Raw genomic sequence first — 19,824 nt, forward strand, 5'->3', positions numbered from 1 at the left:
GAACCATCGTTCGAGGTTGGCCTGGAGTCGAGGGTGTCCGACAATCATCTGGATCGTGATGTGCTCAGTTCCCTGCAGGAGATCATGGAGGAGGAGTATCCGGTACTGCTGGATACTTTCCTGATCGACTCCGAGGAGCGCCTGCGCCTGCTGCAGAGTGCCGAGCATAGCCAGGACGCCCAGGCGATGCGCCGTGCAGCGCACAGCTTCAAGGGCAGCTGCAGCAACATGGGGGCCAAGGTGCTGGCCGATTCCTGCCGGGATCTGGAAGAGTTGGCACGGCGCGGCGAACTGGGCGGCTCGGCGCAGCTGATCGCGCGCATCGAGCGTGAATTCGCCATCCTGCGAATCCTGCTGAAATCCGAGCGGCAGCGTTTTTCCACTCACTAAGCGCTTGGCTTGAAGATTGGCCCGACCCTTGCTTGGGGTAGGCAGACGTCATTATTCAAGCGGAGAGCGTTCATGCCCGTTGCCCCTGATCTGTTGCTGACCCCTGCGCCTGCCGCCAAGCCCAAGGCTGCGCCGGCAAATACCTCGCAGAACACAGCGCAACCGCGTAAGCAGGAGGCTTCCAGCTTCTCGCAGGTGTATGCCAAGGAGCGTCAGGCCAAGGCCGTCGAGCGCCAGGACGACGCCGCCAGAAGTGCTCGCGAGGGTAGAACCGACCCGCAGGCGGGCGCCAGTGACCCGGCTTCGGCCGCCGCCGCGGAGCCCGCGGTTGCCGATAGCGGCAAGGATTTGCCCGAGGAGACCACTCTCGAGGAGGGCGCTGTCGATCCGCTGGTGCTGCTGGGGCTGTTCCAGCCAGAGCCGGAGGCCGTGGTGGTCGAGGGCGAGCCCGAGACGCCGGCATCGACGGTTGCCGTGGACTCGACCAGCCTGATCGGCGCCGCGCCGGCGAGCATGACCGAGGCGAGCTTCGATCCGCAAATCGATGCGCTCAACCAGCAGCCCGCCGTGCAATTGGCGCTCGAGGTCGGCGCGCAGGAGAAGGCCGCCGCGCAATCGACAGGCACTCCCGGCGGCGCCGCCGCTTCTGCATCGGCCAGCAGTGGCCAGGCATTCGCCAGCGCCATGTCGGCCATGGGCATGAAGTCCAGTTCCCTGGAAGGTGATACGACCGAGGTAACGCCTCTGCCATCGCTCGAGCTCAGCGGCGAAGCACTCGAGGCGCTCAAGGAAAGCTCTGCTGATACCGCCCCCGAGCAGTTCGTCAGCAAGCTCAGTGCGCTGAGCCAGGCCATCGGCCAGCAGACCGCGCAGGTGGCCAGGGTTCCCGTGGTGCCGGGGCAGCCCCTGGCCATGCACCAGACCGGCTGGAGTGAAGGGGTAGTGGACAAGGTGATGTGGATGTCCAGCCAGAACCTTAAGTCTGCGGAGATTCAGCTCGACCCCGCTGAACTCGGGCGCCTCGATGTGCGCATCAGCCTGAACCAGGATCAGACCCAGATCAGCTTTGCCAGCGCTCATCCGGGTGTGCGCGAAGCGCTGGAAGGTCAGGTGCACCGCTTGCGCGAGATGTTCACCCAGCAAGGCATGAACCTGGCTGACGTGAACGTTTCCGATCAGTCCCAGGGCCGTGCCTGGCAGGGTCAGGAGGGTGACGGGCGTAGCCGCGGTGGCCGTACGGCAGATGACGGCGCAGCGGGTACCGACAGCGATGATCGGGTGATCGGCAGTGTCGAGATTCGCGACCCGGCCCAGGGGGCTGGGCGAGGTATGGTTGACTACTACGCCTGACCTGGGCGCCCGGCGGTGCCGCTGACGGCGCGCTGCGTTTGCCTGTTCTAGACTTCGTATCACCCTGCCTGGTCAATCGGGCAGGGTGATTTCGTTTGGGCTGTTATTCGCCGCGGCCGGGCCAGGCGTCGAGCTTTCGCGTACCATGGCGCGCTTGGCGATTGCAGCCAGGCGTGCGAGCTGGCATAACACTTGCTCTTAACCCATTGAAAGCGGAGGGTTCTCCGCTCCGTGACGGATTTTTGGCATGGCTAAGAAGAACGCGCCACCCGCCGCTGCTGCCGAAGCAGGCAGCAAGCCGCCTGGCAAGCTCAAACTCATCATCGTGATCGTGTTGGCATTGCTACTGGCGGTCGGCGCTTCTATTGGTGGCACCTGGTTCTTCCTCAGCAAGGAAAACCCCAAGCCCGAGGCCGAGCATGAGCAGGCCGAGAACGCCGCGCCGGTCAAGCAGCCGGCCATCTATGAAGAGTTGACGCCTGCCTTCGTGGTCAACTTCACCCAGAACGGCAGGGCGCGCTACATGCAGGTCAGTGTTGCGCTGATGACCCGTGATCAGGCCGGCCTGGATGCGCTCAAGGTGCATATGCCGGTGCTGCGCAACAACCTGGTTATGCTGTTTTCCAACCAGGATTTCGCCACCTTGATCACTCCGGTCGGCAAGGAGATGCTGCGTCAGCAGGCCACTGCCAGCGTGCAGCAACTGGCCGAGAAGGAGACCGGCAAGGTGACCGTCGAGCAGGTGCTGTTCACCAACCTGGTGTTGCAATAGGGCAGGAGTTCACTGATGGCTGTACAAGACCTGCTTTCCCAGGACGAGATCGATGCGCTGCTGCATGGTGTCGACGACGGGCTGGTGGAAACCGAGGAGTTCGTCGAGCCCGGGAGCGTCAAGCAGTATGACCTGACCAGTCAGGATCGGATCGTGCGCGGTCGCATGCCGACCCTGGAAATGATCAACGAGCGCTTTGCGCGCTACACCCGCATCAGCATGTTCAACCTGTTGCGCCGCTCCGCTGATGTGGCGGTCGGTGGTGTGCAGGTGATGAAGTTCGGTGAATACGTGCATTCGCTGTACGTGCCCACCAGCCTCAACCTGGTGAAGATGAAACCCTTGCGTGGCACCGGGCTGTTCATTCTCGATGCCAAGCTGGTGTTCAAGCTGGTCGACAACTTCTTTGGTGGCGACGGCCGGCACGCCAAGATCGAAGGGCGTGAATTCACCCCGACTGAACTGCGCGTGGTGCGCATGGTGCTCGACCAGGCGTTCGTCGATCTGCGTGAAGCCTGGGCGGCGGTGATGGACATCAACTTCGAATACGTGGGCTCGGAGGTCAACCCGGCGCTGGCTAACATCGTCAGCCCCAGCGAGGTGATCGTGGTATCGACCTTTCATATCGAGCTCGACGGCGGCGGCGGCGACCTGCACGTGACCATGCCTTACGCCATGATCGAGCCGATCCGCGAAATGCTCGACGCCGGCTTCCAGTCCGATGTCGACGACCAGGACGAGCGCTGGGTCAAGGCCCTGCGTGAAGACATCCTTGACGTCAGCGTGCCGCTCAGCGCCACCGTTGCACGGCGCCAGCTCAAGGTCCGCGACATCCTGCACATGCAGCCAGGCGACGTGATTCCCGTGGAGCTTCCCGAGCACATGATCTTGCGCGCCAACGGCGTGCCGTCCTTCAAGGTCAAGCTTGGCTCGCATAAGGGCAATCTTTCCCTGCAGGTGCTCGACGCCCTGGAGCGTCAGCACCGTTAGCCGTAATCTGCCGCGCCAGGCGCGGCCAAACCGATAAACGCCAGCCGAGGTTGAACGATGGCAGACGAGAACGAACAAACCAGCCCCGAGGAACAGGCGCTCGCCGACGAGTGGGCGGCTGCGCTGTCCGAGTCCGGTGATGCCGGCGGGCAGGATGATATCGACGCGATGCTGGCCGCCAGCGCAGCCAGCCAGCCGGCGGCGCCGCGGGCGCCGATGGAAGAGTTCGGCAGCATGCCCAAGGCCAACAACCCGGTCAGCCTGGAAGGCCCGAACCTCGACGTGATCCTGGATATTCCGGTGTCCATCTCCATGGAAGTGGGCAACGCCGATATCACCATCCGTAACCTGCTGCAGCTCAATCAGGGGTCGGTGATCGAGCTCGATCGCCTGGCGGGCGAGCCGCTCGACGTGCTGGTCAACGGTACCCTGATCGCCCATGGCGAGGTGGTGGTGGTCAACGAGAAGTTCGGCATCCGCCTGACCGACGTGATCAGCCCCAGCGAACGCATCAAGAAGCTGCGCTGAGGCCATGAACAGAATCCTGCTCGCGCTGCTGGCGCTGCCCTGTTTCGTATTCGCTGCCGAACCTGCCGCCCAGGCGCCTGCCTCCAGTGGTGGCATCGCCGGGCAATTGGCCCAGTTGGTGATCGGTCTGCTGCTAGTGATCGGCCTGATCTTCCTGCTGGCCTGGATGATGCGCCGCGTGCAGCGCCTCGGCCCCAATAACGCCAAGGTGATCAAGATCGTCGCCAGCCAGGCCTTGAGCCCACGCGACCGGCTGGTGCTGGTGCAGGTCGGCAACGAGCAGATCCTGCTCGGCCTCACGCCCGGGCGCATCAATCCGCTGCACGTGATGGGCGAGCCGGTTCACCTGCCCGATGCCGAGCCGGCTTCCACCGAGTTCTCCCAGCGCCTGATGGAACTGCTGGGCAAGGATCAGAAGGATAAGTCCTGATGCTGCGATTTCTGCTCGTGCTGGTGTTCGCGCTGGGTGCCTCGATGGCCTTCGCTCAGGAGCCGCCCTCGGCCAGTGCGCTGATCCAGCAGGGCAGCAATCCGCTGTCGATTCCGGCCATCACCCTGAGCACCGATGCAGAGGGGCAGCAGGAGTATTCGGTCAGCCTGCAGATTCTGCTGATCATGACGGCGCTGAGTTTCATTCCGGCGTTCCTCATGCTGATGACCAGTTTCACGCGGATCATCATCGTGTTCTCCATCTTGCGTCAGGCCATGGGCCTGCAGCAGACGCCGTCCAACCAGATCCTCATCGGCCTGGCGTTGTTCCTCACCATGTTCATCATGGCGCCGGTATTCGACCAGATTAACCGTGAGGCCCTGCAGCCTTATCTGAATCAGCAGTTACCAGCGCAGCAGGCGATCGAGCGAGCCGAAGTGCCGATCAAGAACTTCATGCTCGCGCAAACCCGCGAGAGCGACCTGGAGCTGTTCGTGCGCCTGTCCAAGCGTACCGACATCGCCACACCGGAAGCGGCGCCGCTGACCATTCTGGTTCCGGCGTTCGTCACCTCGGAGCTCAAGACCGCGTTCCAGATCGGCTTCATGATCTTTATTCCGTTCCTGATCATCGACATGGTGGTGGCCAGTATCCTCATGGCCATGGGCATGATGATGCTCTCGCCGCTGATCATTTCGCTGCCATTCAAGATCATGCTGTTCGTGTTGATCGACGGCTGGGCGTTGATCATGGGCACCCTGGCCAGCAGTTTCGGCACCTTGTAGCGAGGCTCACATGACCCCTGAAGTCGCTGTCGATCTTTTTCGAGAAGGGCTCTGGCTGATCTGCCTGATGGTCGGGCTGCTGGTCGTGCCCAGCCTGCTGGTGGGCCTGCTGGTGGCCATGTTCCAGGCTGCCACCCAGATCAACGAGCAGACCCTGAGCTTCCTGCCGCGCCTGCTGGTGATGCTGCTGACCCTGATCGTTGCCGGGCCGTGGATGGTGCAGCAACTGATGGAATACACGCAGAACCTGATCATGAACATTCCCCAGCTGATCGGCTGACGCGATGTTCGAGCTCAGCGATGCGCAGATCGGCGGCTGGGTCAGCAGCTTCATACTGCCGCTGTTTCGCATCGCCGCCTTGCTGATGGTGATGCCGATCGTCGGCACGCAGTTGGTGCCGACCCGGGTGCGCCTGTACCTGGCCCTGGCGATCAGCCTGGTGCTGGTGCCCACCTTGCCGCCGATGCCGCAGGTCGATTCCATCAGCCTGCAGGCGTTCATGCTGATCGCCCAGGAAATCCTCATCGGCGTGATGCTTGGTTTCGTGTTGCAGCTGTTCTTCCATATTTTCGTGCTCGCCGGGCAGATCCTGGCGATGCAGATGGGCCTGGGCTTCGCCTCCATGGTCGATCCGGCCAACGGCATCTCGGTACCGGTGATCGCCCAGTACTTCACCATGCTGGTGACCCTGTTGTTTCTGGCCATGAATGGCCATCTGGTGGTGTTCGAGGTACTGGCCGAGAGTTTCCTGACCATGCCGCCGGGCTCCGGCCTGCAGGTCGAGCACTACTGGGAGATCGCCACCAAGCTCGGTTGGGTGATGGGCGCGGCGCTGATCCTGGTGTTGCCGGCGGTCACCGCGCTGCTGGTGGTCAATATCGCCTTCGGGGTGATGACCCGGGCGGCGCCGCAGCTGAATATCTTCTCCATAGGCTTTCCGCTCACCCTGGTGCTGGGCATGGTGATCGTGTGGATTTCCCTGGCTGACTTCCTTGCGCATTATCAGGCGATCGCGTCCGAAACTCTGATCATGCTGCGTGAACTGGTGAGGGCTGGCTGATGGCCGAGTCGGAAAGTGGTGCCGACAAAAGCGAGGAACCCACGGACAAACGCCGTCGGGAGTCCCGAGAGAAAGGCCAGATCGCGCGCTCGCGCGAGCTCAACACCGTTGCCATCATGCTGGCGGGCACCGGCGGCTTGCTGGCTACCGGCGGCTCGATCGGCAACGCCATGCTGGAGATCATGCGTGGCAATTTCTCCCAGACGCGTGAAGTGCTGATGGATGAGCGCAGCATGGCCCTGTGGTTGGCCGCCTCCGGGCAGCTGGCGCTTGAGGCGCTGGTTCCGCTGCTCGTGGTGCTGCTGGTGATGTCCATTGTCGGGCCTATCGCCCTGGGCGGCTGGCTGTTTTCGGCCAAGGCCATGGCGCCCAAGTTCAGCCGCATGAACCCGCTGGCCGGGCTCAAGCGCATGTTCTCGACGAAGGCGCTGATCGAGCTGGTCAAGGCCCTGGCGAAATTCATCGTGGTCTTGCTGGTGGCCCTGGTGGTGCTGTCGATGGATCGCGACGACCTGCTGGCCATTGCCAATGAGCCGCTCGAGTCGGCCATCATGCATTCGGCGCAGGTGGTGGGCTGGAGTGCGCTGTGGATGTCTTTCGGATTGATCCTCATCGCCGCCGTGGACGTGCCGTTCCAGCTCTGGGACAACAAGCAGAAGCTGATGATGACCAAGCAGGAGGTCAGGGACGAATACAAGGACAGCGAGGGCAAGCCGGAGGTCAAGCAGCGCATTCGCCAGTTGCAGCACGAGATGACCCAGCGGCGCATGATGCAGGCAGTGCCCCAGGCCGACGTGGTGATCACCAACCCGACGCACTTCGCCGTCGCCTTGAAGTACGACCCCGAAGCCGGGCAGGCGCCCATGTTGCTGGCCAAGGGCAGTGACTTCACCGCCCTGAAGATTCGCGAGATCGCGGCCGAGCACAATGTGCTGCTGCTGGAGTCACCGGCGCTGGCGCGCTCGATCTACCACACCACTGAACTCGACCAGGAGATCCCTGCCGGGCTGTACCTGGCGGTCGCCCAGGTACTGGCGTACGTCTACCAGATTCGCCAGCACCAGGCAGGCAAGGGCAAGCGCCCGGCGCCGCTGAAGGATCTACCTATCCCGGCTGACCTGCGGCGCGACGAATGACTCCGGTGCAGTCCGCCGGGCGCGGGCCGCACCACCTTGCCTAATTGATCACGCCACAGGCGACGCGCGCGCCGCCGCCGCCCAGAGGCTTGGGATGGTCAGCGTGGTTGTCGCCACCGGCGTGCACCATCAGCGACAGGTTCTTGAGCTCGTCCACGCTCTTGATGCGCGGTGCCAATACGGGCTGGCTGGCCTTGCCGTCAGCGGTCACCAGCAGGGCAGGGAGGTCGCCCAGATGGCCTTCACCCCATGGCAGGCCATGTTTGCCGGTATTCTTCGGGTCCCAATGACCGCCAGCCGCTTCGGCAGCCGATGGCTGGCCATCCTTGGGCGCCGGGTCACAGCTGGGCTTGCTGTGCACATGGAAGCCGTGCACGCCAGGCTCCAGGTCGTGCAGCTCGGGGGTGAATACCACGCCATAGGGGCTCTGGCTGATTACCACCTTGCCAACCGAACTGCCCACGCCCTTGGCGTCCACAGCGTTGAGTTCGACCGTTTTATCGGCGGCTTGCAGGCCGGCCGCGCAGCAACTGGCCAGTGCGGCCATCATCCAGCGTTTCATGGTGTTCTCCTTGTGTGGGATGTATCGCAATCGAACCATAGGTTCACAGGGTGTGACTGGGCTTTGCCGGCGGGGTTCGCGTTTTCGTCACGGCAGTGTTTCATCGGTATCTGGGCGCCCGCGCTCGAACTGTCTGGTGCGGGGCTTGCGTGGAGTTGGAAGGGTTCTTGCAATACCGGCTGCAGAGGCGTTCTGAACGTCAAAAGATTGAATCAGTCGGGGTACCCACGTGGCACTAAATCGAGCACAGATGATTGGCGACGTTCGCAGTAACCTTGCGGGGCTGCGTCACGGCAACCTGGGCATTCCGCTGCTGCTGCTGGTCATGCTCGCCATGGTCATGCTGCCGATCCCGCCGTTCCTGCTCGACGTGCTGTTCACCTTCAGCATCGCGCTGTCGATCGTCGTGCTGCTGGTGGCGATCTACGCACTGCGGCCGCTGGACTTCGCGGTATTCCCGACCATTCTGCTGGCCGCCACGCTGTTGCGTCTGGCGCTCAACGTCGCCTCCACGCGGGTCGTGCTGCTGCACGGTCAGGACGGCCATGACGCCGCCGGCAAGGTGATCCAGGCTTTCGGTGAGGTGGTGATCGGCGGCAACTACGTGGTCGGTATCGTGGTGTTCGCCATCCTCATGATCATCAACTTCGTGGTGGTGACCAAGGGTGCCGGGCGTATTTCCGAGGTGAGCGCGCGCTTCACCCTGGACGCCATGCCCGGCAAGCAGATGGCCATCGACGCCGACCTCAATGCCGGTCTTATCGACCAGGTCGAAGCCAAGAAGCGCCGCAGCGAAGTGGCCCAGGAGGCCGACTTCTATGGCTCCATGGACGGTGCCAGCAAGTTCGTACGCGGTGACGCCGTCGCCGGTCTGCTGATCCTGTTCATCAACCTCATCGGCGGCATGGCCATCGGCATGCTGCAGCACGGCCTGAGCTTCGCTGATGCCGGGCGCATCTACACCCTGCTGACCATCGGTGACGGTCTGGTCGCGCAGATCCCGTCGCTGCTGCTGTCCACCGCCGCGGCGATCATGGTGACCCGCGTATCCAGCGCCGAGGACATGGGTGCCCAGGTCAACCGCCAGATGTTCGCTTCGCCGCGTGCGCTGGCCGTATCCGCCGCCATCATGATCGCCATGGGCCTGGTGCCCGGCATGCCGCACATGTCGTTCATCAGCCTGGGCCTGGTCGCTGCCGGCGCCGCTTACTGGATTGCCAACAAGCAGCGCAAGGTCAAGGAAGCCGAAGTCATCGAGGTGCAGCGCCAGCAGGAACTGCTGCCGGCGCAGCGCGCTCAGGAGGTCAAGGAACTGGGCTGGGACGATGTGGTGCCGGTGGACATGGTGGGTCTCGAAGTTGGCTACCGGCTGATTCCCTTGGTCGACCGCAATCAGGGCGGGCAACTGCTGGCGCGCATCAAGGGGGTCCGCAAGAAGCTTTCTCAGGAGATGGGCTTCCTGATGCCGTCGGTGCACATCCGGGACAACCTGGACCTGCAGCCCAATGCCTATCGGCTGACCCTGATGGGCGTGAGCGTCGCCGAGGCCGAGGTGTACCCCGATCGCGAGCTGGCAATCAACCCGGGCCAGGTGTTCGGCACCCTCAACGGGGTGGCCGCCAAAGATCCGGCGTTCGGACTGGAAGCCGTGTGGATCGATCCAGGCCAGCGTGATCAGGCGCAATCGCTCGGTTACACGGTGGTAGATGCCAGTACCGTGGTGGCCACCCACCTCAACCAGATCCTTCACAAGCATGCCCACGAGCTGCTAGGCCACGAGGAAGTCCAGCAACTGATGCAATTGCTGGCGAAAAGCTCGCCAAAGCTGGCCGAAGAGCTGGTGCCCGGGCTGATTTCCCTGTCCACCCTGCTCAAGGTGCTGCAGGCATTGCTCCAGGAGCAGGTGCCAGTGCGCGATATCCGCACCATCGCCGAAGCCATCGCCAACGTCGCACCACGGAGTCAAGATCCCGCCGCGATGGTCTCGGCGGTGCGGGTCGCGTTGTCCCGTGCAATCGTGCAAAACATCGTGGGACTAGAGCCGGAGCTGCCTGTGATCACCCTTGAGCCAAGGTTGGAACAGATATTGCTAAATAGTCTTCAGAAGGCCGGTCAGGGCTCCGAGGATGGCATCCTCCTGGAGCCTGGCATGGCCGAGAAGCTGCAACGTTCCCTGGTGGAAGCAGCGCAGCGTCAGGAGATGCTTGGCAAGCCGGTGATTCTGCTGGCAGCCGGGCCGGTTCGGGGAATGCTCTCGCGTTTCGCCCGGTTGGCCGTCCCGAGCATGCATGTTCTGGCGTACCAGGAAATTCCGGACAACAAGCAGGTCACCATCGTTGCGACGGTGGGACAGAACTAATCGAGGGTACGGGCCATGCAGGTCAAACGCTTTTTCGCCGCCGATATGCGCCAAGCCATGAAGCTGGTTCGCGATGAGCTGGGCGCCGACGCGACCATCATCGGCAACCGCCGCGTGGCCGGTGGCGTGGAATTGACGGCCGCACTCGATTACCAGGTTCCCTCGGTGCCGGCGCGCCAGGCCAATCCGGCGCTGGAAGCCGAGCTGCGCAAGACGCAGTCGCGCATTGCGTCGGCGCAGGCGGAGCTGACCACCCGTAGCCAACTGGATGCCGGCAAGGATCGCCAACTGTTTGGCGCTGCGCCTGCCGCTGCGGCAGCTGACAGCCTGGAGGCCGTGCTGCAGCGCCAACAGCAGAAGCCCGCTGCGGCGTCGGTCGATCAGGTGGCGTTGGATTCCATGCGCTCCGAGCTGCATGGCCTGCGCGAATTGATCGAAATGCAGATGGGGTCGATGGCCTGGGGGCAACTGCAGAGCCGCCGGCCGCAGCAGGCCACCCTATGGCGCCGCCTGCAGCGCATGGGGGTACCGGCGGAGCTGTCGCGGGTGTTGCTCGAGCGCGTGGCCTCGATTGCTGATCAGCGCAAAGCCTGGCGTATGGTGCTGGCGCACCTCGCTCACTCCATCCAGACCCCCAAGCAAGAGCCGATGGAAGAGGGCGGCGTGATCGCTCTGGTCGGCCCCGCCGGCATGGGCAAGACCACCACCCTGGCCAAGCTGGCCGCGCGTTACGTGCTCAAGTACGGCGCTGCCAGCATCGCCCTGGTGAGCATGGACAGCTATCGTATCGGCGCCCAGGAACAGCTCAAGACCCTGGGGCGGATTCTGGGCGTCTCGGTGACCCAGGTCGACCCGGGGCAGTCGTTGACCCAGGCCCTGGCGCCGTTGGCGCGCAAGCGCGTGGTGCTGATCGACACGGCCGGCCTGCCGGCCAACGATCCGGCGCTGCGCATGCAGCTCGAGGCCCTGGCAAGTCGTGGCGTCAACGCGCGCAATTACCTGGTACTGGCCGCCACCAGCCAGGCCCAGGTGCTCAAGGCCGCGTACCACAGCTACAAGCGTTGTGGGCTGGCCGGCTGCATCCTGAGTAAACTGGACGAAGCCACCAGCATGGGCGAGGTATTGGGTCTGGCTATTGGCCACCGTCTACCGGTAGCCTATCTGGCAGATGGCCCGCGCATTCCGGATGATGTGCACGTACCGCGCAGCCACCAGCTGGTCAGCCGTGCCGTCGGCCTGCAGGCGTCAGAAGAACCGAGCGAAGACACCATGGCCGATATGTTCGCCGGGCTGTATCAGAACCCCGCGCGTCGTGCCGGTTGAACGGGTTGCGTGTAGCGAAGCGCTGGTCGTGTTCGCCACGGCAGCGCACAATGGCCCCGAGCCCACAGTGAAGTCAGATAAGGTGTGTAGATAACATGGGTATGCATCCCGTACAGGTGATCGCGGTGACCGGCGGCAAAGGCGGCGTTGGCAAGACCAATGTGTCGGTGAATTTGTCGCTGGCGCTCGCCGATCTCGGTCGGCGCGTCATGCTCATGGATGCCGACCTGGGCCTGGCCAACGTCGACGTCTTGCTGGGCCTGAGCGCCAAACGCACCCTGGCCGACGTCATCGATGGCGCGTGCGACCTGCGCGACGTGGTGTTGCAGGGGCCGGGCGGCATCCGCATCGTGCCTGCTGCGTCCGGCACCCAGAGCATGGTGCAGCTCACGCCCATGCAGCACGCTGGCCTGATCCAGGCCTTCAGTGACATCAGCGACAACCTCGATGTGCTGATCGTCGACACCGCTGCCGGCATCGGTGATTCGGTTGTCAGCTTCGTGCGCGCCGCCCAGGAGGTGCTGGTGGTGGTATGTGACGAGCCGACCTCGATCACCGATGCCTACGCGCTGATCAAGCTGCTCAACCGTGACCACGGCATGAGCCGTTTTCGGGTGCTGGCCAACATGGCGCACAGTCCGCAGGAAGGTCGCAATCTGTTTGCTAAGCTGACCAAGGTGACCGACCGTTTTCTGGATGTCGCGCTGCAGTATGTGGGCGCGGTGCCCTACGACGAATCGGTACGCAAGGCCGTACAGAAACAACGTGCGGTGTATGAGGCGTTCCCTCGTTCGAAGTGCGCGCTGGCGTTCAAGGCGATTGCCCAGAAGGTCGATGCTTGGCCCTTACCGGCCAACCCCCGTGGCCATCTGGAGTTTTTCGTGGAGCGCCTGGTGCAACAACCGACTGCAGACACGGCTGTATGACGACAGCCTCTGGACTCCGAATGTACAGCAAGGCACAAGCACGAGATTCACAGCATCAGTTGATCGAGCGCCATGCGCCGCTGGTTAAACGCATTGCCTACCATCTGCTGGCGCGCCTGCCTGCCAATGTGCAGGTCGACGACCTGATCCAGGCCGGCATGATTGGCCTGCTCGAGGCATCGCGCAAATATGATGCCGGCAAAGGCGCCAGTTTCGAGACCTTTGCCGGTATTCGCATCCGCGGCGCGATGCTCGACGAGGTGCGCAAGGGTGACTGGGCGCCGCGTTCGGTACACCGCAACAGCCGCATGGTCAGCGATGCAATACGAAAAATTGAGGCCAGAACCGGTCGTGACGCTAAAGATCACGAGGTTGCTGCCGAACTCCAATTGAGTCTCGAAGATTACTACGGCATTCTTGGCGACACTTTGGGCAGCCGCCTGTTCAGTTTCGACGACCTGTTGCAGGAAGGCGAAAACGGCGGGCTGCAGGAAGACACGAGTTCCCTGTATCACGGACCTTCCCATGAACTGGAAGACCATCGGTTCCAGGCCGCGCTGGCCGATGCCATCGGTAATCTGCCGGAGCGCGAGCGGTTGGTGTTGTCGCTGTATTACGACGAGGAGCTGAATCTCAAGGAAATCGGCGAAGTATTGGGGGTTAGTGAGTCGCGGGTCAGTCAACTGCACAGCCAGTGTGCCGCGCGTTTGCGAGCGCGGTTGGTGGAGTGGCGGGCATAGGAATTTGTTCGCGCCTGGAGTTGGTCGAGCCAGTGCGAACGGGTCGCAGGATTAGCAGGGCGCTGGACACACAGTGAACGCAGCAAAGCCGAGCGCAATGGTTTGCGGCGTTCTGCCAGGCCGGTTTCACGATTATTAAGCGCTGCACATGGTTGTAGGCGTTTTAGGACTGTACGGAGGTCGACTTGGACAAGAATATGAAAATCCTCATCGTCGATGATTTTTCGACGATGCGACGGATCATCAAGAACCTCTTGCGTGATCTGGGGTTCACCAACACGGCCGAGGCCGATGATGGCACCACCGCGTTGCCGATGCTGCAGAGCGGCAGCTTCGATTTTCTGGTAACCGACTGGAACATGCCGGGCATGACGGGCATCGACCTGTTGCGCGCCGTGCGTGCCGATGAGCGCCTCAAGCAATTGCCGGTGCTGATGGTCACGGCAGAGGCCAAACGCGATCAGATCATCGAGGCCGCACAAGCCGGGGTGAATGGCTATGTAGTCAAGCCGTTCACCGCTCAGGTGCTCAAGGAAAAGATCGAGAAAATCTTCGAGCGGGTTAACGGCTGATGTCGGCCGCGAGGTTGTTATGGAACACGATGATTCTAAAGAGGTTGACCTCGAGTCGACCCTGAAAAGCAATGCCCGCCAACTGGTCGACAGCCTCGAACAAGGTAATTTTGGCGAAGCCGTACAACTGATCAACGAACTGAACAAGGCGCGCGACCGGGGGCTTTACCTCGAAGTCGGCAAGCTCACCCGTGAGCTGCACAACGCCATCGTCAATTTTCAGCTCGACCCCCGGGTGCCGCACGCCAAGGAAGTTTCGCAAATATCCGATGCGACCGAGCGCCTGAACTATGTGGTGACCATGACCGAGCGTGCGGCCAACCGCACCATGGATCTGGTCGAGCAGAGTGCGCCGCTGGTCAATGACCTGAGCAGCGAGGCCGATTCGCTCAGCGAGGACTGGGGCCGCTTCATGCGCCGCGAGATGAGCGCCGAGGCGTTCCGTGAACTGGCCAAGCGCATCGAGCTGTTCCTTGCCCGCAGCCAGCGCGACACCAGCAAGCTGTCGGGGCATCTCAACGACATTCTGCTGGCACAGGATTATCAGGACCTGACGGGCCAGGTGATCAAGCGTGTCACGCAGTTGGTGACCGAAGTCGAGAGCAATCTGCTGAAGCTGGTGCTCATGGCCAGCCAGGTCGACAGCTTCGCGGGTATCGATCACAACCTCGATCAGCTACGTGCCGAGCAAAACAAAGAAAAAAATCCGTCCCGCGGTGAAGGTCCGCAGATTCATGCCGATAAGCGTGATGATGTCGCATCGAACCAAGACGACGTCGACGATTTGCTGTCCAGTTTGGGCTTTTAGGAGCACGTCATATGAGCTTCGGCGCCGATGAAGAAATCCTCCAGGACTTCCTGGTAGAGGCCGGCGAAATTCTCGAGCAATTGTCCGAGCAACTGGTAGAGCTGGAAAGCCGCCCGGACGATATGAACCTGCTCAATGCGATCTTCCGGGGATTTCACACGGTAAAAGGCGGTGCCGGCTTCCTGCAGCTCAATGAGCTGGTGGAGTGCTGTCATATCGCTGAAAACGTGTTCGACATCCTGCGCAAGGGCGAGCGTCGTGTCGACGCCGAATTGATGGATGTCGTGCTCGAGGCGCTGGATGCCGTCAATGGCATGTTTGCCGAAGTGCGCGAACGCGTCGAGCTGACCCCTGCCTCGCCACAGCTGCTGGCGGCGCTCGCGCGCCTGGCCGAGCCGGGTGGCGCTGAGCCGGAAGCGGCACCTGCCGCGGTAGCAGAGCCGCAACCTGCACCTGCAGAACCCGTGGCGGCAACGGTCGAGCCTTCAGCTGATATCTCTGACAGCGAATTCGAGCAATTGCTCGATGCCCTGGACGACGAAGCGCCAGCGCCTGCCAGTGCCTCGGCTGATGAAATCACCGATGACGAGTTCGAGTCGCTGCTCGATCAGTTGCACGGCAAGGGCCAGTTCGCGGCGCCGGCTGCTGCAGCGGTGGCACCGCCGGCTGCCGAGCCGGTGGCCGCGCCAGCGTCGGGTGATGAAATCACCGATGACGAGTTCGAGGCGCTGCTCGATCAACTGCACGGCAAGGGCCAGTTCGTCGCCCCTGACGTCGTCCCGGTAGCGGCCACGGTTGTCGAACCCGCCGCCGCGCCAGCGTCGGGCGATGAAATCACCGATGACGAATTCGAAGCGCTGCTCGACCAACTGCACGGCAAGGGTCAGTTCGTTGCGCCTGCGGTAGCAGCAGCCGCTGCGCCTGTGGCCAAGCCGGCGGCTGCTCCCGAGCCGGTCAAGGCGGCAGCACCGGCGGCCAAGGCCGAACCGGCCAAAGCTGTACCTGCAGCCAAGTCGGAGCCCAGCAAGCCTGCTCCCGCTCCGGCGGCCGCCAAGGCGGAAGCCGGCAAAGCGGCGCCTGCGGCAGCTGCCGCGCCGGCCAGCGAGGCGGAAACCACCGTGCGGGTCGACACCGCACGTCTGGACGAGATCATGAACATGGTCGGCGAGCTGGTGCTGGTGCGTAACCGTCTGGTGCGCCTGGGGCTCAACAGCGGCGACGAGGCCATGTCCAAGGCCGTGTCCAACCTCGATGTGGTGACCGCCGATCTGCAGACCTCGGTCATGAAGACCCGCATGCAGCCGATCAAGAAGGTCTTCGGGCGCTTCCCGCGCCTGGTTCGTGACCTTGCTCGCCAGCTCAAGAAAGAGATCAACCTGGAACTGGTGGGGGAAGAGACCGACCTGGACAAGAACCTCGTCGAGGCGCTTGCCGACCCGCTGGTGCACTTGGTGCGTAACGCGGTCGACCACGGTGTGGAAAGCCCGGAGGAGCGCGAAGCCGCTGGCAAGTCGCGCACCGGACGGGTAGTGCTGTCCGCCGAGCAGGAAGGCGATCACATCCTGTTGATGATCACCGATGACGGCAAGGGCATGGATGCCGACGTATTGCGCAGCAAGGCCGTGGAAAAGGGCCTGCTGGACAAGGACGCTGCCGACCGCCTGACCGATCTTGAGTGCTACAACCTGATCTTCGCCCCCGGTTTCTCGACCAAGACCGAGATTTCCGACGTGTCCGGCCGCGGCGTGGGCATGGACGTGGTGAAGACCAAGATTTCCCAGCTCAACGGCACGGTCAACGTGTTCTCGCAGAAGGGCCAGGGTTCGAAGATCGTCATCAAGGTGCCACTGACCCTGGCGATCATGCCCACGCTGATGGTGATGCTCGGCAACCAGGCATTCGCCTTCCCGTTGGTCAACGTCAACGAAATCTTCCACCTCGACCTGTCGCGTACCAACGTGGTTGACGGCCAGGAAGTGGTCATCGTGCGCGACAAGGCGCTGCCGCTGTTCTATCTCAAGCGTTGGCTGGTCAGCAAGGCTGCCCACGAAGAGCAGGGCGAAGGGCATGTGGTGATTCTTACCGTCGGTAACCAGCGTATCGGTTTCGTGGTCGATCAACTGGTCGGCCAGGAAGAAGTGGTGATCAAGCCATTGGGCAAGATGTTGCAGGGCACCCCAGGCATGTCCGGCGCGACCATCACCGGCGACGGCCGTATCGCGCTGATTCTCGATGTGCCGAGCATGCTCAAGCGTTACGCACGGCGTCTCTGATCGTCCGCGGCGCGGCCTAGGTCGCGCCGCTTAGGAGTGTTTATGGTTGTCAAGGTACTGGTAGTCGACGACTCCGGTTTTTTCCGACGCAGAGTTTCGGAGATTCTCTCTTCCGATCCCAACATCACCGTGGTCGGTACGGCCACCAATGGACGGGAAGCCATCGATCAGGCGCTGGCGCTCAAGCCGGACGTGATCACCATGGATTACGAGATGCCGTTGATGGACGGCATCACCGCCGTACGTAACATCATGCAGCGTTGTCCCACGCCGGTTCTGATGTTCTCCTCGCTTACCCACGAAGGCGCCCGGGTCACCCTGGATGCGCTGGATGCCGGTGCCGTGGATTTTCTGCCGAAGAACTTCGAGGACATCTCGCGCAACCCCGACAAGGTCAAGCAACTGCTGTGCGAGAAGGTCCACAGCATTTCGCGCAGCAACCGCCGGGGGATCGGCACGGCGTCCCTGACGCCGCCTGCCGGCGGTAGCCCGAGCCGGCCCGCCAGCACGCTGTCCACGCCCGCCACACGTACGCAGCCAAGCGTCGGCCACCCACCGGCAGAGCGTGCAACCTCGGCCAGCGCGGCGCCCAAGCGCAAGAGCTACAAGCTGGTGGCGATCGGTACCTCGACTGGTGGCCCGGTTGCCCTGCAGCGGGTGCTGACCCAGTTGCCGGCCAACTTCCCGACGCCCATCGTGCTGATCCAGCATATGCCGGCAGCCTTCACCAAGGCCTTTGCCGAGCGCCTGGACAAGCTCTGCAAGATCAGCGTCAAGGAAGCCGAAGACGGCGACATCCTGCGCCCTGGCATGGCTATTCTGGCCCCGGGCGGCAAGCAGATGATGATCGACGGGCGCGGCACCATCCGCATCCTGCCGGGTGACGAGCGGCTGAACTACAAGCCCTGCGTGGACATCACCTTCGGCTCGGCGGCCAAGACCTACAACGACAAGGTATTGGCCGTGGTGCTCACCGGTATGGGCGCCGATGGCCGTGAGGGCGCGCGCCTGCTCAAGCAGGGCGGCAGCCAGGTCTGGGCCCAGGACGAAGCCAGTTGCGTGATCTATGGCATGCCCATGGCGATCGTGAAGGCAAACCTGGCCGATGCGGTCTATCCCCTCGATGATATCGGCCGCCATCTGGTCGAGGCCTGCCTCTGATGGATGTGCTGAGCCTGATCGGCGTCATTCTGGCGCTGGTCGCGATTCTTGGCGGCAATTACCTGGAAGGCGGCCATGTCGCGGCGCTGCTCAATGGTCCGGCCGCCTTGATCGTGCTCGGCGGAACCCTCGGTGCGGCACTGTTGCAGACGCCCGTGGCGGTATTCAAGCGTGCCATGAGCATCTCGCGCTGGATCTTCATGCCGCCGCGCATCGACCTGGCTGGCGGCATCGATCGGGTGGTGAACTGGAGCATGACCGCACGCAAGGAAGGCCTGCTCGGCCTCGAGGCAGTGGCCGATGGCGAGTCGGACCCCTACGCACGCAAGGGACTGCAGTTGCTGGTCGATGGCGCCGAGCCTGAAGCCATTCGCAGCATCCTCGAAGTCGATCTCTACACCCAGGAAAGCCGCGATATCCAGGCTGCCAAGTTCTTCGAATGCATGGGCGGCTATGCACCGACCATCGGCATCATCGGCGCGGTGATGGGTCTGATTCACGTCATGGGCAATCTGGCCGACCCGAGCCTGCTCGGCAGCGGTATCGCGGTGGCCTTTGTCGCCACCATCTATGGCGTGGCCATCGCCAATCTGGTGCTGCTGCCCATCGGCAACAAGCTCAAGTCAGTGGCGCTGCGTCAGTCGGCCTACAGGGAGATGCTCCTGGAGGGCATCCTGTCGATTGGCGAAGGCGAGAACCCGCGCTCCATCGAGTTGAAGCTGCAAGGCTTCATGAGCTGATCATGGCCCGCCGACGCCATCAGGAAGAGCACGAGAACCATGAACGCTGGCTGGTTTCCTACGCGGACTTCATCACCCTGCTGTTCGCCTTCTTCGTGGTCATGTATTCGATTTCGTCGATCAATGAAGGCAAGTACAAGATCCTGTCGGAAACCCTGACCGGCGTGTTCAATCAGCCGGATCGTTCGATCAAGCCGATTCCGGTGGGCGACGAGCGACCACGCACCACCGAGCCGGACCGTTCGATGGTCGACGAGGCGGCGCCCCAACAGATCGCCGCCTCGACCTTGCAGAACATTGCCGACAGCATCCGCGATGCCTTTGGCGGCCTGCTGCAGAGTGACCAGTTGAAGGTGCGCGGCAACGAGCTGTGGATCGAGATCGAGTTGAGCTCCGGGTTGCTGTTTCCCAGCGGTGATGCACTGCCTAACGACGAAGCCTTCGAGATTATCGAGAAAATCGCCAAGATCCTGGCACCTTACGGCAACCCGATACATGTCGAAGGCTTCACCGACAACCAGCCGATCAAGACGGCCCAGTACCCGACCAACTGGGAGTTGTCGGCGGCGCGTGCGGCGAGCATCGTGCGCATGCTGGCCATGGATGGCGTCGATCCGTCGCGCATGGCTGCGGTGGGTTATGGCGAGTTCCAGCCGGTGGCCGACAATGCCACGGCGGACGGCAGGGCGCGCAATCGCAGGGTGGTGCTGGTGGTCTCGCGCAATCTCGATGTACGGCGTAGTGTAAGCGGTGTGGGTAGTGCCAATGCCCAGCCCGATGCGGCAATGCAGCGCGCTGGCACGCAACCTGCAGCAGGGCCTGCAGTACCGGCGCCTGCCAACGGCGCCGTCAATTCCCCGTCGCCGGCCCCGTGAATAGGGCAATTAGTCTCGGCCAGGCCTAGCTGGTCCCCGGGAG

At 62.8% G+C, this 19,824-nt stretch carries 21 protein-coding genes; 20 read left to right on the top strand and 1 reads right to left on the bottom strand.

Features of this window, described 5'->3' with window-relative positions; all coding sequences use genetic code 11:
• Positions 1–33 precede the first annotated feature (33 nt).
• From BM154_RS13605 to flhB, 10 genes are all read left to right on the top strand, one after another.
• The gene (locus BM154_RS13605) at positions 34–390 is read left to right on the top strand and encodes an Hpt domain-containing protein (RefSeq protein ID WP_074884678.1); all 357 of its coding nucleotides are present in this window, start codon (positions 34–36) and stop codon (positions 388–390) included.
• 72 nt (positions 391–462) lie between these two features.
• Complete coding sequence (locus BM154_RS13610; RefSeq protein ID WP_074884681.1) at positions 463–1,740, top strand: flagellar hook-length control protein FliK; 1,278 nt, start codon at positions 463–465, stop codon at positions 1,738–1,740.
• 247 nt (positions 1,741–1,987) lie between these two features.
• The gene (gene fliL / locus BM154_RS13615; RefSeq protein WP_074884684.1) at positions 1,988–2,512 is read left to right on the top strand and encodes a flagellar basal body-associated protein FliL; all 525 of its coding nucleotides are present in this window, start codon (positions 1,988–1,990) and stop codon (positions 2,510–2,512) included.
• A 15-nt stretch (positions 2,513–2,527) separates the two neighbouring features.
• Positions 2,528–3,502, top strand: a complete 975-nt coding sequence (gene fliM / locus BM154_RS13620; protein ID WP_074884687.1) for a flagellar motor switch protein FliM — start codon at positions 2,528–2,530, stop codon at positions 3,500–3,502.
• 57 nt (positions 3,503–3,559) lie between these two features.
• Entirely contained in the window at positions 3,560–4,030 is a 471-nt protein-coding gene (gene fliN / locus BM154_RS13625) for a flagellar motor switch protein FliN (protein ID WP_074884691.1), read from the top strand.
• A 4-nt stretch (positions 4,031–4,034) separates the two neighbouring features.
• Positions 4,035–4,460 (top strand): flagellar biosynthetic protein FliO, encoded by a 426-nt coding sequence (gene fliO / locus BM154_RS13630; RefSeq protein ID WP_074884694.1) that lies wholly within the window; start codon positions 4,035–4,037, stop codon positions 4,458–4,460.
• Entirely contained in the window at positions 4,460–5,245 is a 786-nt protein-coding gene (fliP, locus tag BM154_RS13635; protein WP_074884698.1) for a flagellar type III secretion system pore protein FliP, read from the top strand. Before fliO ends, fliP begins: the two co-directional genes overlap by 1 nt.
• Positions 5,246–5,255: 10 nt before the next feature.
• Complete coding sequence (gene fliQ / locus BM154_RS13640; protein WP_074884701.1) at positions 5,256–5,525, top strand: flagellar biosynthesis protein FliQ; 270 nt, start codon at positions 5,256–5,258, stop codon at positions 5,523–5,525.
• Between the two features lie 4 nt (positions 5,526–5,529).
• Positions 5,530–6,306: a flagellar biosynthetic protein FliR gene (gene fliR / locus BM154_RS13645; RefSeq protein ID WP_074884704.1), complete on the top strand. Its 777-nt coding sequence runs from the start codon at positions 5,530–5,532 to the stop codon at positions 6,304–6,306.
• Positions 6,306–7,442: a flagellar biosynthesis protein FlhB gene (gene flhB, locus BM154_RS13650; protein ID WP_074884707.1), complete on the top strand. Its 1,137-nt coding sequence runs from the start codon at positions 6,306–6,308 to the stop codon at positions 7,440–7,442. The genes fliR and flhB overlap by 1 nt, the downstream gene beginning before the upstream one ends.
• 40 nt (positions 7,443–7,482) lie before the next feature.
• Here flhB and sodC read toward each other — a convergent pair whose 3' ends face one another.
• Positions 7,483–8,004: a superoxide dismutase family protein gene (sodC, locus tag BM154_RS13655; protein ID WP_074884710.1), complete on the bottom strand. Its 522-nt coding sequence runs from the start codon at positions 8,002–8,004 to the stop codon at positions 7,483–7,485.
• Between the two features lie 250 nt (positions 8,005–8,254).
• Between sodC and flhA the strand changes: the two genes are divergently transcribed.
• The 10 genes from flhA (at position 8,255) to motD (ending at position 19,781) form a co-directional block, all read left to right on the top strand.
• Entirely contained in the window at positions 8,255–10,363 is a 2,109-nt protein-coding gene (gene flhA, locus BM154_RS13660) for a flagellar biosynthesis protein FlhA (RefSeq protein WP_074884713.1), read from the top strand.
• Positions 10,364–10,378: 15 nt separating this feature from the next.
• Entirely contained in the window at positions 10,379–11,686 is a 1,308-nt protein-coding gene (gene flhF, locus BM154_RS13665) for a flagellar biosynthesis GTPase FlhF (RefSeq protein ID WP_074884714.1), read from the top strand.
• A gap of 95 nt (positions 11,687–11,781) precedes the next feature.
• Positions 11,782–12,612, top strand: coding sequence for a MinD/ParA family protein (fleN, locus tag BM154_RS13670; protein WP_208609438.1), 831 nt, complete (start codon positions 11,782–11,784; stop codon positions 12,610–12,612).
• Positions 12,609–13,352 (top strand): RNA polymerase sigma factor FliA, encoded by a 744-nt coding sequence (gene fliA, locus BM154_RS13675; protein ID WP_074884717.1) that lies wholly within the window; start codon positions 12,609–12,611, stop codon positions 13,350–13,352. The genes fleN and fliA overlap by 4 nt, the downstream gene beginning before the upstream one ends.
• A gap of 197 nt (positions 13,353–13,549) precedes the next feature.
• Entirely contained in the window at positions 13,550–13,924 is a 375-nt protein-coding gene (locus BM154_RS13680) for a chemotaxis response regulator CheY (protein ID WP_177345177.1), read from the top strand.
• Between the two features lie 19 nt (positions 13,925–13,943).
• A complete protein-coding gene (locus BM154_RS13685; RefSeq protein WP_074884720.1) occupies positions 13,944–14,732 on the top strand; it encodes a protein phosphatase CheZ in 789 nt (262 codons plus the stop codon).
• A gap of 11 nt (positions 14,733–14,743) precedes the next feature.
• Positions 14,744–17,005, top strand: a complete 2,262-nt coding sequence (locus tag BM154_RS13690) for a chemotaxis protein CheA (RefSeq protein ID WP_074884724.1) — start codon at positions 14,744–14,746, stop codon at positions 17,003–17,005.
• Positions 17,006–17,047: 42 nt separating this feature from the next.
• Positions 17,048–18,166 (top strand): protein-glutamate methylesterase/protein-glutamine glutaminase, encoded by a 1,119-nt coding sequence (locus BM154_RS13695; RefSeq protein ID WP_074884726.1) that lies wholly within the window; start codon positions 17,048–17,050, stop codon positions 18,164–18,166.
• Positions 18,166–18,906: a flagellar motor protein gene (locus BM154_RS13700; RefSeq protein WP_074884729.1), complete on the top strand. Its 741-nt coding sequence runs from the start codon at positions 18,166–18,168 to the stop codon at positions 18,904–18,906. Before BM154_RS13695 ends, BM154_RS13700 begins: the two co-directional genes overlap by 1 nt.
• A complete protein-coding gene (gene motD / locus BM154_RS13705) occupies positions 18,906–19,781 on the top strand; it encodes a flagellar motor protein MotD (RefSeq protein ID WP_139225460.1) in 876 nt (291 codons plus the stop codon). The genes BM154_RS13700 and motD overlap by 1 nt, the downstream gene beginning before the upstream one ends.
• Positions 19,782–19,824 lie beyond the last annotated feature (43 nt).

Origin of the sequence: Phytopseudomonas argentinensis (assembly GCF_900113905.1) — a bacterium.
In the GTDB taxonomy this organism is placed as follows: Bacteria; Pseudomonadota; Gammaproteobacteria; order Pseudomonadales; family Pseudomonadaceae; genus Aquipseudomonas; species Aquipseudomonas argentinensis.